This window comes from Duganella sp. GW821-FHT07F09 (assembly GCF_059418705.1).
This window is the reverse complement of record NZ_JBWKQJ010000014.1, coordinates 63,614-76,386: the sequence shown is the minus strand read 5'-3', so window position 1 is coordinate 76,386 and position 12,773 is coordinate 63,614. Positions and strand designations below refer to the sequence as shown.

8 protein-coding genes are annotated in these 12,773 nt (G+C 59.8%); 3 read left to right on the top strand and 5 right to left on the bottom strand.

Annotated elements, in window-relative coordinates:
• Positions 1 to 190 precede the first annotated feature (190 nt).
• Together AC07P1_RS29230 and AC07P1_RS29225 are read left to right on the top strand one after the other, a co-directional pair.
• On the top strand, positions 191 to 1,123 hold the full coding sequence (locus AC07P1_RS29230; protein WP_494699138.1) for a glycoside hydrolase family 43 protein: 933 nt from the start codon (positions 191 to 193) through the stop codon (positions 1,121 to 1,123).
• Positions 1,123 to 1,827 (top strand): hypothetical protein, encoded by a 705-nt coding sequence (locus AC07P1_RS29225; protein ID WP_494699137.1) that lies wholly within the window; start codon positions 1,123 to 1,125, stop codon positions 1,825 to 1,827. The genes AC07P1_RS29230 and AC07P1_RS29225 overlap by 1 nt, the downstream gene beginning before the upstream one ends.
• An 88-nt stretch (positions 1,828 to 1,915) precedes the next feature.
• Here AC07P1_RS29225 and AC07P1_RS29220 read toward each other — a convergent pair whose 3' ends face one another.
• From AC07P1_RS29220 to AC07P1_RS29210, 3 genes are all read right to left on the bottom strand, one after another.
• Complete coding sequence (locus AC07P1_RS29220; RefSeq protein ID WP_494699136.1) at positions 1,916 to 3,940, bottom strand: alpha/beta hydrolase domain-containing protein; 2,025 nt, start codon at positions 3,938 to 3,940, stop codon at positions 1,916 to 1,918.
• Positions 3,941 to 4,005: 65 nt separating this feature from the next.
• Positions 4,006 to 5,079, bottom strand: a complete 1,074-nt coding sequence (locus AC07P1_RS29215) for a DUF4272 domain-containing protein (RefSeq protein WP_494699135.1) — start codon at positions 5,077 to 5,079, stop codon at positions 4,006 to 4,008.
• Between the two features lie 14 nt (positions 5,080 to 5,093).
• Positions 5,094 to 5,933, bottom strand: coding sequence for an aldo/keto reductase (locus AC07P1_RS29210; protein WP_494699134.1), 840 nt, complete (start codon positions 5,931 to 5,933; stop codon positions 5,094 to 5,096).
• Here AC07P1_RS29210 and AC07P1_RS29205 point away from each other — a divergent pair.
• A complete protein-coding gene (locus AC07P1_RS29205) occupies positions 5,912 to 6,337 on the top strand; it encodes a hypothetical protein (protein WP_494699133.1) in 426 nt (141 codons plus the stop codon). The genes AC07P1_RS29210 and AC07P1_RS29205 overlap by 22 nt on opposite strands.
• A 69-nt stretch (positions 6,338 to 6,406) precedes the next feature.
• Here AC07P1_RS29205 and AC07P1_RS29200 read toward each other — a convergent pair whose 3' ends face one another.
• Positions 6,407 to 6,784: a hypothetical protein gene (locus tag AC07P1_RS29200; protein WP_494699132.1), complete on the bottom strand. Its 378-nt coding sequence runs from the start codon at positions 6,782 to 6,784 to the stop codon at positions 6,407 to 6,409.
• A gap of 270 nt (positions 6,785 to 7,054) precedes the next feature.
• The gene (locus AC07P1_RS29195) at positions 7,055 to 12,769 is read right to left on the bottom strand and encodes a hemagglutinin repeat-containing protein (protein WP_494699131.1); all 5,715 of its coding nucleotides are present in this window, start codon (positions 12,767 to 12,769) and stop codon (positions 7,055 to 7,057) included.
• Positions 12,770 to 12,773: the final 4 nt, after the last annotated feature.

Here is a 12,773-nt window from a genome sequence, read left to right as displayed (position 1 = left end):
ACAGTAAACATCAACTGGAATCTGAATTATTTTCTCCTATGGCGCCTTACAATATGTAAGGCGACTACATATATATATGTAGTCGCGATACAGATCGGAATATCAACCATGTGAAAAAAGTCATTAGACGGACACCGGTGCGTGGCACAGCATGGGGTGGCTGTACACACCAATAAAAACGGAGACAAACATGAGTAAATTCACGCACCTGAAGAAGTGGGCGGCGGTCGGCTGCATCGCGCTGGCCTCGTCCTTCAACGCCGGCGCCACCACATGGACGCTGACCGGCGCGGTCGTCACGCACGACCCAAGCGTCTACAAGGAAGGCAATACCTGGTGGATCACCGAGACCAGCGACACAGGCATCGGCGTCAAATACTCGCCGGATGGCCGCGCGTGGACGCAAGGCGTCAGCATCTTCGGCGGCGGGTTGTCGTGGTGGGGCCAGTACAACGGCAACAGCAAAACCGTGTGGGCGCCGGACATCCATGTGTGGAACGGCAAGGCGATCATGTACTACGCGGTGTCCACGTTCGGCAACCAGAAATCGGCGATCGGGCTAGCGACGGCGAGCAGCATCGCCCAGGGTAACTGGGTGGACAAAGGTGTCGTCATCACCTCCGCACCGGGCGACAATTTCAACGCGATCGATCCCAACTTCGTGGTCGACAAATCGGGGCAACCCTGGCTAAGCTATGGCTCCTTCTGGGACGGGATCTTCCTGACGCGAGTCGACGCCAACACGCTCAAGCCAATCGGCACCAAATACCGTCTGGCCGATGACGCGGCCGGCATCGAAAACCCGTTCATCATCGCCAACGGCTCCTACTACTACCTGTTCGTCTCCAAAGGCACCTGCTGCGCGGGCGCCAACAGCACCTATCACATCTCCTACGGACGCTCCACCAGCATCACCGGGCCGTATGTCGACAAGAATGGCGTCGACATGCGCAACGGCGGCGGCACCGTGCTCGACTCGGGCGGCGCGCGCTTCATCGCCCCTGGCGGCGAATCGATCAGCAACGGCGCGATGGTGCGCCACCGTCTCGACAGTCAGAACAACTACAACGGGGTACTGTTCATCAGCGACCTGTACTTCACGAACGGCTGGCCGACTTTCTGATGACGTACCAGGCGGAGAAAAAGCGCTGGCCGGTGATGCTGGCGGCAGCAGCGGGCGGCATCCTCGGCGCGGCAGCGCTGATGTGGGCACGATGGCCGGACGACGAACCGGCTACCGCGCCCGCACCTCCGCCGGCGACAGCGGCGCCTGTGGTAGCGGGCACCGCACCACCTCGCGGTGTATCGCCGCTGCGCGAGCCCGGTGTCATGTCGTCGGATATCGCGCTCACCGATAATCAAGAGCTGATCGCCGACAGCGCGTTGCGTAAAGTGATGGATTCCTATTTACTCGGAGGCGGCGACAACGGAGGTCTTCAGGCGCTACTGGACTACTTGAATCGCCACCTGCCCGCCAACGCGGCGCGCGAGGCCGGACAGCTTGCGACCAGCTACAACGCGTATTTGAACGCGCACGACCGACTGCTGGCGGCGCAAAATTTTGGCGCCACGCCCGACCTCAATCGCCTGATCGGCTGGCAGCGGCAGCGGGAACAGCTGCGCAACCGCATGCTGGACGAAAAGGTCACGCTAGAGTGGTTCGGCAACGAGGAAGCCTATCTCACGCAAGCGCTGGAAGAACTGAGCCAGCGCCGCGACGGTACGGCACCGCCCTCAAACAGCGCGGACGAAGACCAGATGAAGCACGACCAGCATATGCAGCAAGTACTGCGGGACGCGATCATCGCGCTAAGGCCAATGGGGTAACAAAAACCCACGGAGACACGTAGGGCGGATTAGGCGGGACGCCGTAATCCGCAAATGCGCGCGTCGCCGATAACGCAAGCAATACAGGTCAAGGCGCGAACAAATACCCGCACCCCTGATCCGAAGGATCGCGCGCCAATATCCTGTCATACAACCCAGCATTCTCCGCCAGAGTCCTCTCCACATCCTCCGGCAGCAGCAACCCCGCCACGACCTGCCGCTCCGCCGCGGCCCGAACAGCCGCCACAAAGTCATCCCGCGTCGGATAGCGCACCTCCAAACTAGGCCGAGGATCGCCAGCCGCGACCCGCTCCGCCTCGGTCCGCGCGAACGGCACAAAACTCCCATCGAAACGCGACGTGGCCCAAGCAAACCCTGTCTCCGTCGCCCGCAAGTTCCAGCCCGTATGCGTTCCCAAAGGTGCCTGCAACTCCACCAGCCGCACCCCACCCCGGTCATTGCCATCGGCATCCGGCGTCGGCACCCGCGTCTCAAAGTCCTCGCCCCGCTTGACCGGCGCTCCGTCACCGATCAACCTCGGTTCACGAAGATTCTGCTCCGGCGGCGTTAAGCCCACCCCTTTGGGGAAGATCGCCCGGTAATCGGCAACCGTCGTCAGCGAACCGTCGGCCAGTTGCGGATAAGCGCTGTCCGGCGGTTGTTTGCCCTCGACCACCCAACCCTCCAGCCCCACGATCAACGCCCGCATAGGCAAATAGTGATTACTGGTGGAGACGCAAGCGGTGAACGGCGCGCGCACGCGCGAACGGCCGACATAATGCTGCGCGCCCATGAAGCCATACACGCGCGCATTGTCAGCTGGCGCCACGTCGCGCGCGCCATCCGTCGTGGTGGTGATCAGCGACGCACCGCGATTCCAGTACTCGGTCGACGTGTTCGCATAGATCAGCTTCGGCAAATTCCCCTGCTTGTCCCGCGCCCGATCAAGGGTGGACGCCGTTTTGCCGCTAACAGGATCGCGCGACGGCGCCGTGGTGAACGGGAAGGCATCCGCCGGATACTCATGCTCCTCCATCATCGACGGGTGACGCGTAGGCTGTACGAAGCGGCTATTAAACCCCGCCGAACCGCCGGCGCCAGGCACTTGGAGGTACGCGCCGCTGAAAGCCAACCGCCCGGATTCGTCCACATTCAACCCGTCGTGCAGCATCCGTCCAATCAGGCGGCCGGACTGGCTGATGCCAAACATGAGCACAGCCTTCGGCACGGGCGCGCCCTCAAACGGTGTATCGCGGAAGTAGGCCAGCAGATCGCGTATGCCAGCCAGCCCCGCTCCGGTGACGTAAGGATCTTTCGCCACGTACGTCAACTCATAAATGGTATCGGGCTTAAAGCCGCCGTCCAACTGCACGCGGCCGGGCCCGCCCTTCTTCTCCGGCGCCACGAAACTCCAGCTGCTGCGCGGAATAGGCTTGCGCTTGTCGGCGGGACGCGCGCGTTGGGTCAACTGTGCTTTAGGATCGCCAGGCTTGGCCGGTTCGTAGGTAAGGCCACGCTGGCCGGCGTAGACCGCGATATCGACCGGTGCGTTGACGGTGAATTCATTTTGCACCTTGCCCTTGATGCCCTTGGCGACCGGCGGCGCAAACACCAGCGGACGCGCGCCGGCAGCCTGCGGCGCCACATCCCACGTCCAGGCGGAGAACAGCAGCGAGTAACCGTGGCGCACCAGGAAACCGTCGCCCGCGTCTGCGGCGGTGGTGGGATCGTTGTTGACCGGGCTGCGGCCATTGACCTGCCCCATGATCGCGATGCCGCCACGGTTGTTGACGTCATAGATCAAACTGGAGGGCTTGGTTCCGATTGGACGCAGCAGTACGAACTCGCTGGAGAAAACCACGCGGCCGCGCGCATCGCGGGGTGCACGCTTCAAATCCACGATAACGGCGTTGGACTTCGACTTGGGATCCAACGCGTAGTAAGCGACGCCGCGTATCTTTTCATACGCACCGGTGTCGCCGAAAGTCATCCCCGCCGCGAACGGCGTGCGCTCGATCACTTCGATACGTTCCACCGCCGCCCGCGCCGGCGCGCAGAAAGCCGCCATGGCGGTCGTGGTGGCCAGCAGTGCCAGCCGGTGCCTGTAGATCATCCCGCGCCTCTATCCGTTTGCAAAGCGTCTATCCTAGCAGACGTCGCGCGCAGGCGAGACAGCCGTTATGTGGGCGTATCGACTTCATCCCAATCACGGTCTTCGAATCTAACCAGCCAGTTCAACGCGTGATGACGCTCCTGCAGCACGCCATCGTTCAAGCCCGCCGGCGCCGGGTACTTCTTCAACAGCGCCTGGCGAGTGGCCCAATGGAGCCGATAGTGCAAATCCAGCGCATCCAAAATCTCCGTCGCCGACCGCATTGCCGGCTGCTTGCGCAAGCCTTCGGTTCCGCGCTCGATCGCGGTGCGGGAGATCGACGACACATCACAGATCGCGTCCGCGAACGGCAGCGCATCCTGCAGCCCCAAGGCCCACTGCAACACCAGGATGGCCTCGTAGCGCCACAGGAACTGCGTGATTTCCTGCTGCGTTGGCGCCTCCTGCGCCAGGAATGCGCGCTCCGCGTCCGTCAAACCGGCAAACGCCGGCGGGAAGCGCCGTTGAAGATCGGCGGCCGTAATCGGCGTCTCGCCGTTCAAAGACTCGGCGCGTATCGCCACGACGAACAAGGCCAGCATCCTTCGCAGCACATCCTCGGGCGCGCGCAAGCGCAGTTCCGGCTCGGACACCAGCGGCGGTAGATCCGCCGGCACGGTGACCTTGCGGGCGGCGAGCAGCTCGTCGCTGCGCGCCTTGCGCTCCCAGGCCTGCGGCGGGTACGGCACCACAGCCTGCGCATCTCCATCGTCGCCGGAAGCCGGCAAAAGAATGCGTCCCAGCGGATCGCGCACGCTGCCATCTGCCATGAACACGATGGCGTTGGCCGCCTTCGCCCACGCGGAGAAACGAGCCATCTCACCCTCCTCCACGGCCAGGCTGACGTGCTGGCGCACGCGCTGGAGGTGGCGGATAACGTGGTAGCGCACGCGCGTCATGTTGCCCTGGCCGGCATCCGCCACGAAGTTCATGAAACCATTGAGATGCGGCTGCAATTCAGGATCGGACAAATCGCGGCGCGCGTTCAGCACATGCGCGAAATCGAGCTTGGGCGCGTCGGCCACCGTGCAGTAGGCGTTAAGCAGGATGTGGTTACTGATGTCTTTCGCGGCGAAGAATTGTTTGATTCGGTTTAGCATAAGTGATTCGTCATTTAACGCATATCCAGCGCACGGCGACGGCGCGGCGGTGGAAACGCTCGGTCCAGCGCCGTCAGGTCTTCCGCAGAGAGGCGGATATCGGCGGCGGCGCGATTAGCGCGCAAGTGTACAGGATCGACGGCCTTGGGGATGGCGATCACGCCTTCCTGATGCAGCACCCACGCCAACGCCACCTGCGCGGGCGTGACGCCATGCGCCTCGGCCACGGCGAGCAGGCCGGGATTGCCAAGCAGCGCGGCTTGTTCACGGCCGGTCGACTCCAGCGGAGAGTAGGCCATCACCGGCATGCCCTGTTGGCGGCACCACGGCAGCAGATCGAACTCGATCCCGCGCTTCATCAAATTGTAAAGCACTTGGTCGGTGGACACGGCGCCGCAATCGACGGCGTCCTGCATGCCCTCCAGGTCGAAATTACTCACACCGTACTCCTTGATCTTACCGGCCTTCTTCAGCGTCTCGAAGGCGTCGAAGGTCTCGTCCAGCGCGAAACATCCGGGCCAATGCAGCAGATAGAGATCGATGCAATCGACCTTCAACCGTTTAAGGCTACGCTCGCAGGCCGCTTGCGTGCCTTCCAGGTTGGCGTTGTGCGGATAGACTTTGGTGACCAGGTAGACCTCGGACCGGCGGCTGGCGATCGCCTCGCCGACGACCAACTCCGCGCCACCCTCGCCGTACATTTCGGCGGTGTCGATCAACGTCATGCCAAGATCGAGGCCCATTTGCAGCGCGCGGACCTCATCGCCCTTGCGGGATGGGTCCTCGCCCATGTTCCAGGTGCCTTGGCCGAGTACTGGCACTGCACGGCCTGATGGAAACGTTACTGTCTTCATTGGCGAATTCCTTTTTGAAAAACCCAGGTTCGCCGCAAGCCCTGCCGGGCTCAGTCGAACTGGAATCGAACGTCTTTTACGATCTGGTGCTTGCCCCAGAAGAAATTACAAACCCTGGCGACCTCCGCGCCGTCCTTGCTTTCCGGGAGGCAGCCGCCGCCGATCTTGACCACCTTCTCGCCTTGCTTCGAAAACGGCAGCTCAATCGTCAAGCCTTCGGGGATAGTATGCGTCAACTCCACGTTTTCAACGTAATCATCGACAAAGGCCGCGATCAGTACCTTATCGGCCTTGAGTGGGTACATGTCGTGCTGGAAGGCAGCGCCCGGAACCAAGCAGATTTCTATGTAGGACTGTTCGACCTTCTGATCCCTGCACTGCTGGGTTGGCGCTGCTATTGCTGACGAGAGGCAGCTATAACCAATATCGTTGCAAAACCTGTCTTTTTCATTCTAAACCCGTCCACGTTTTAACTAAAACCTATCCCAAATAAAAATTTCATGCTCACTCTTCACTGCACAAGGCGTTTCATTTTGAAAAGTCAGGAAGAATTTCCCCTCTAATAATCCGACCTTGTCTATAAAATCATGCAATTGGGCACTGCATTCAGCAAAATTAGATCTTGCATAATGGAAGATCAACCTGCACTTCACAATCCAAGGAGAATAATCCAGCCCCAAAAAATCAACCTCAACGAGCTTGGATGGATTCGCAATGACGCAATACATATTTGAATTTTCGAAGTTAAAAGTCTCGTCATCAAAGGGCACGGCGCCACACTCAGCCAAAATATCCCGCAACATATGCGGATCGATCTCTGGACTTGACTCAAATACCATCATTATTCCCATTACCAATCCCAATAACATCTAATTCATTATTCAAATATTCCACAAACACGTGCTCAAGCACAAGGGCTCGTAGCGGGACAGCGTTCTCAAGTAGAACAAGCGGGCCGTCTGACAAACTTAAACAGATCATGGCCAGCGCTCACACCAAAAGTCAAGTATTGAATCGCAATCGCGGATTTGTGAAGTCTGTTACATCGTCTTCAAAACACCTTGCTAGTAACGGATCAGATAGAGGTGCAGGTTCTGCATAGTGTCGGGAGGGTAAGCCTGTCATAATCCATAGTTACGTATAATTTTATCTACTTCGCCAGAACGGGAGGGATACCTTACTGCGTAGGCCATTAAAGTCTCTCGAACGGCGGTCAAGAACGTCGCGGCATCATATCTCTGGTCCTCCAGATCGCAGCCACTATGGTATGAATCAGCCCAGACGCGAAAATACTCACCATCATGCTCATCAGTAACTCGCTCTACTTCCCACCCAGGATCTCCACCCAAACCTTTTTCCGGGCCGAGTACTTCTTTAAGATGATGATCGACCGGCCTGTTGTCATATGGCGCGATTACCCAGATCAGAACTTGATATAACAACTTCTTATCCGGTTCGATTCCGTCCAATATTGCCCACTTCATATACTTATACCTTTCCTTTCGGATATGCCGTAGTAACGGTCGCCGGCACACACCCGGCTTAGCACTAATATTCACGTTAAATTTAATCCCACCAACAATAACTGTTTGCGTTGTTTCCCCGGTTATTTGATATTGCATCAATCCCTTATTTGCGGCTTGCGATGTCATTGAAGGCATCTCCGGATACATGGTAGGATCGTAAAGCGTTTTATCTGCTGGCTTCTTCGATTTAGGAAGAACATACTTTACTTCATATATACCAGGTGCGACTTCAGTCCGTGAAACTTCCGTGCCTCCAGCATCCGCAAGCACAGCCTTAAAATTATTCAGGTCATGCCCACCTGATATTTGCTTTCCCGACACGGTACCATTTGTCAAGTGACTCTCCAGGTCCGGACGAGGAACAAATTGTCCAGCAAAATCCGCGTCGGGCAGAAGATCGTCCGGAGTACCGGTTTTACTTGTACCTCCAGACTCTACTGGCTTAGTACTCGCTACTTTGGTCGGCGATTTCAAACTTCTTAAACCGTTGATAGTTGCCTGACTTGCCAACGGAACGACTGTCCCCGCAGCCATCAATAATCCGACGCGAGCCTTCTGATCCGCCAAGGCATCTTTAACCATGCCGTCACAAGCGGCAGAACTGACGCCTCCGCAATTAGTTAGCCTAAACTTGGCAATCTCAGTCGCCTGCTGCGCATCAGTTCCAAACAAAGAAGCAGAACCATTAACCGATTGGTACGACAACACGCTATTTTGTTTACCTGCAAAAACAGTGAAATCCGCACTAATCAAGTCGCGACTCAGCTCTCTCGTAGTCGCTGCTTGTCCCTCAAGAGCTGAAACGCAAGCCACATTACCGCTGAAGACACAAGATTGTACCTGTGCGATGTTTTTATTGGACAACGCTAGATATTTATCGCGCAAACCAACATATTCTGAGTCAGTACAACCGCCTGCTTTCTTACCGCATTGGTCAAACTCCTTCTTCATCGCTGCTGCTTGCTCATGCATTAGGAAGTTGTTCTCAACTTGGTTGAAGCCACTGGCCAGACCCGCGCCACCAGCTACTGCAGCAACGCCTGAACTGGCGGCAGCGATCACCAGTTTTCTTACCTCGTCAGGTAAACCCATATCGGCAATCAGTTCATTAATTTGAGGCGCAGCTATCGCACTTGCTGCAGCGCCAAACGCACCGTTCACACCGCCAGCCACAGCCCCAACTGCGGCATGCGCAGCAACACGATACGCACCGCCCTCGTCCCACTTGTCAGCCTCTGCCAGATCCCCGCGCAGCAACGCGTCATCTCGCTTCTCATCTGCGAAATCACCGACCTTCTTAGACGCTAACTTTCCAAATTCACTGGTAATCGCAACTTGCGCATCGACCTCGCTCTGCAATTGCTTGCCGTCCCAGCCTTTGATCAAAGAGCCAGCTACGGCGTCACCGTTTTCAGTCGTCACACGACGATTAATCTCAGCCAATGCCGCATCCGCATCTTTGCCCGTTGCCAACTGTTTTTCCTGGTTGGTGATGAATACAGCACCTCCACTGATCGCACTATATGTCGTGCTACTCTGGCTTCCGCTTGCCGACCCGAAGCCTGCACTGCCGCCCGAGCCAGCATCCGCAGTAGCCGCTTTCTTTTGGGCGGTAGTTAGCTTATCTGGCAAACTGCTCTGGTCCCGAAGTTTCCCGCTGACAGATCCAGACATAGAAAAGCCACTAGCACTATACTCATCCTTGTTCTGCAGATCGCTAGAGGTCAGGCTACCGGTCGCTAGCAAATTATTGCTTTGATCGATTGCTACCTGGCTGCTGCTCAGCACCCCACCCTTCAGGTCCGTGTTGCCAGCAACCGTCACCTGGAAGCCGCCATCGCCAGCCTTGATGCCGCTTTGCTCGAGCACGGACAGGAACTCACCGTTCACCTTCGATTTGCTGATGCTGCCGCCGACCGTACTGGCGCCGTAGCAGGCCGGCGGTATGCAAAGGCTCGCATTGAGGCCGGAACTGCTTTGCTTGCTGTCGAAGTGACTGCTGTCCTGCAGGCTTTCGATGTTCAGATCGCCACCGATGTCGGCGACCACGCTATCACCGGAGATCACCCCGCCCTTCAACGTCGTGTCGCCACCGCTGATCACGGTCACGTTGTTGCCAGCGTTGACGTGCGTGTTGGTGTAGCCGATGTCATCCCCGTCCGCCTTGCCACGCGCCTGGCTGACCGCCAGATCGATGGTAAAGCCGTTGGAGGTGCCGCCGATCCCGAACCCGATGCCGATGCTGGCCCCGCTGGACTTGTTGGTGCTGTGCTGGCTGACCGTGTTTTCCGCCGCCAACAGGCTGACGTCGTTGTCCGCCGACAGCAAAACGTTCCCGCCTGCCGTGATGTCGCTGCCGATCGCCGTCAGGTTGCTGTCCTTGCCGCCGCCGGTGGCGGTGATGCTGACGTTGCCGCCTGCGGCGACGGTGGAACCCGCCACGGTGCTGCTGGTCGAGACGACATTGTTCTCGCTCTTCGAGTTACCAAGGCTGATGCTGACGCGCAGGCCGGCGTTCGTCGCCGCCATCAGCGACGTGGCAGCATCCTTCAAGCTGGCCGCTGCATTAAGCGCCGCCAGCGCCTGCATGCGGCTGTTCCCAGTGCCCTCGGCGGCCTTGACCATGCTACCCACGCTCTTGAGCGCTTCCACCACCGGCGAGGTGATCGTGCCGCCGATCGCTGTCTTGCTATAGGTCGTGTGATCGGTGCTGTTGTTGATGTTGTTGGCTGCGTTGATCAGCACGTCCTTGGCGACGATCTTGATGTCACCGTCCGGCGTGGTTACTTCGCTCGAGGTCTGCGTGTACTGCTCGCCCGCCTTCAACGTCACGTTGCCGCCCAGGCTGGCGATCTGGCTGCCCACCTGCGTCACGCTCTCGGCCGTGCCGTTGTTGGTCGTCTTGACGGTGCCGATCGCCGCCTGGAAGCGCGTGCCGATCGAGCCGGACTTCTTGCTGCTGCTGGCCGATTCGCTGTCGACGCTGTTCTCGGCGCTGACGATGCTCAGGTCGCGCTTGGCGTCGATGACGATGTCCTTGTCGGCCACCACCGTGCTGCCGGTGATGATCGTGTCGCGCCCGCTCGTGGCGCTCACGCTGGCGCCGCTGAGCACGCTGCCCACCTGCGTGACCGTGTTGCTGCTGCCGATCTTGTTGTCCTGGCTCTTGGTGTAACCGACGCCTTCTGTGATGTCGAGCGAGAAGCCGCTCTTCTTGTGTTCGGCGCTGTGGTTCTCGCTGCCCGTCTGCGCGGCGCTCGACACCAGCAAATCGCGCCCGGCGTTCAAGGTCAAGGCGTTCTCCGCCGTCAGTTGGCTGCCGCCGATGACGATGTCGTTGCCCGATTTGACCGAGACCGAGCCACCGCTGACGTTGCTGCCGATTACATTGCTCACGCTGCTGTAGTCGGCCGTCGTGTCGCTGCTTTTCTTGAAAGTGCTCTTCGATTCGCGGTGGAAGACCACGTCGGACAGGTGGTTTTCCTGCACCTGGGTGATGCTGACGTCGCCGCTTGCCGCCAGCGACACATTGCCGCCACCGGCGATGTTGCTGCCGGAGATGGCCAACCCACCGGCGCCGGCGTCGCCCGCCTTGATCGTCAGGTTGCCGCCTGCGGCCACCGTAGCGCCCACGACGGTCTGGTCCTCGTGGAGGATCTTGTCGTAGCTCTTGCTCTTAGGATCATTTTCCTGGTGCGTCTTGACCTCGTCGACGACAGCCGCGATGAAAATATCGCGCCCGGCCACCATCGAGCCGTTGCCGGTGGCGCCCAGGTTCACTTGCGTGCCGCTCAGCTTGATGTCCTGCCCCGCCTTGAGCGACAGGTCGCCGGTGGTGCTTATCTGGCCGACCTTGTTGGTGATGCTGCTGTCGTTCTGCCGGTTGCCGTTGACGTCGGCGACATAGGCGCTGCCGGTCTGGATGGCGTTGAAGGCGATGTCGCGCCCTGCCTGGATGACGGCGCTGGCGGCGACGATGGCGCCGCCGGTGTCGGTGACGTCGCGTCCGGCCGAGATGCCGAGCGCGCCCGTGGCCGTGATGCTGGCCTGGTTCGACAGCGACGTGTAGCTGCCGCTGGTGTTGACACTGGCATACTCCTGCTTGACGCTGAGCGATTGGTTGATAACGTCGCGCTCGGCCTTCAAGCCGACTTCGCCGCCCTTGATGGCGCCGCCCTGGTTGACGATGTCCTGCCCGGCGATAAGCACCGTGCGGCCGTTGCCGCCGTCGATCAGGCCGCCCCGGTTGACAATGCTGTCGGTGGTGTCGATGAAGACGCCCGCGCCGGTGACGAGCGCGCCGCCAGGCTTGACGGCGTCGTTGCCCGCGTGCGCCAGATAAACCTTGGGCACGAGCACCTTCTCGACGGTGCCATCGGGCAGCATGACGGTTTCGGTTTCCATCCAGACGATGTCGCTCGTCAGATGGCTGATCTGATCGGCCGTCAGCGCGATCCCGGGACGCAGGTTGAACTGCTGGGCGAAGCTGACGCCGCTGGTCAGCAACGCCTTGTAGCGGCTGTCATCGCTCTCGCCTGTGGCAGGGGCGCGGCCGGTCAGCTCGATCAACTGGTCGCGCACCATTTTCTGCTCGTAGAAGCCGTCGCCCAGGCGTTTCTGGGTGGTCGACGGGTCCATCGCCAGCTGGTTGAGCAGGTAATCGCTGCTGACCCAGTTGCCATGGTTGGCGAATTGCGAGCGGGTTTCGAACACATAGCTGCCATTGGCGTCGGGATTGATCGTGGACAAGCCATTGGGCGAGACCTTGACCGCGTTGGCGTTGCCGCCGACTTGCGAGGCGCCCTGCGTCTGCCCGGCGCCGCGTCCGGTGGTGAGGTCGCCCAGTGCGCCGCCGTTGGCGCCGCTGCCGTTGACGCGATCCGCGCCGCGTGCGCCGCCGGTGACGCCGCTGCCGTTGGCGCTGCTGGCGTCGCCCGCATTGTTGACCAAACCGCTGCCGTTCGTGTCCAGCATGGTTTGGGCGTTGTTGCCCGTGCCGCTGGCGCCTGCCTGGCCGTTGGTGAGGGCGTTGTTGACCAAGCCGCTCGCACCGTTCAGGCCGCCGACCGAGGCATGGTTGCCGACGCCGCTACCGCCGACCTGTCCGTAGGCGCTGCCGCCGCTGCCGGAGGCGTGGCTGGCGGCCGTGGCGATGTTGTTACCGGTGGCGACGACGTTGACGCTGTCGAGGATGTTGCCGGCCGAGCCTGCGGTGACGTCGACGTTGGTGAAGCTGCGTCCGGTGATGCTGACGCCTTTGCCGCCGGAGATGGTGTTGGCAGCCGTGACGAAGCTTCGGTCCTCAAGCACACCT

What these genes read in the sequence shown, in the direction of transcription:
- AC07P1_RS29205 (WP_494699133.1), top strand. Translation starts at nt 5,912, where the DNA reads ATGGAAACGTTACTGTCTTCATTGGCGAATTCCTTTTTGAAAAACCCA.
- AC07P1_RS29210 (WP_494699134.1), bottom strand. Translation starts at nt 5,933, where the DNA reads ATGAAGACAGTAACGTTTCCATCAGGCCGTGCAGTGCCAGTACTCGGC.
- AC07P1_RS29230 (WP_494699138.1), top strand. Translation starts at nt 191, where the DNA reads ATGAGTAAATTCACGCACCTGAAGAAGTGGGCGGCGGTCGGCTGCATC.
- AC07P1_RS29215 (WP_494699135.1), bottom strand. Translation starts at nt 5,079, where the DNA reads ATGCTAAACCGAATCAAACAATTCTTCGCCGCGAAAGACATCAGTAAC.
- AC07P1_RS29220 (WP_494699136.1), bottom strand. Translation starts at nt 3,940, where the DNA reads ATGATCTACAGGCACCGGCTGGCACTGCTGGCCACCACGACCGCCATG.
- AC07P1_RS29200 (WP_494699132.1), bottom strand. Translation starts at nt 6,784, where the DNA reads ATGGGAATAATGATGGTATTTGAGTCAAGTCCAGAGATCGATCCGCAT.
- AC07P1_RS29225 (WP_494699137.1), top strand. Translation starts at nt 1,123, where the DNA reads ATGACGTACCAGGCGGAGAAAAAGCGCTGGCCGGTGATGCTGGCGGCA.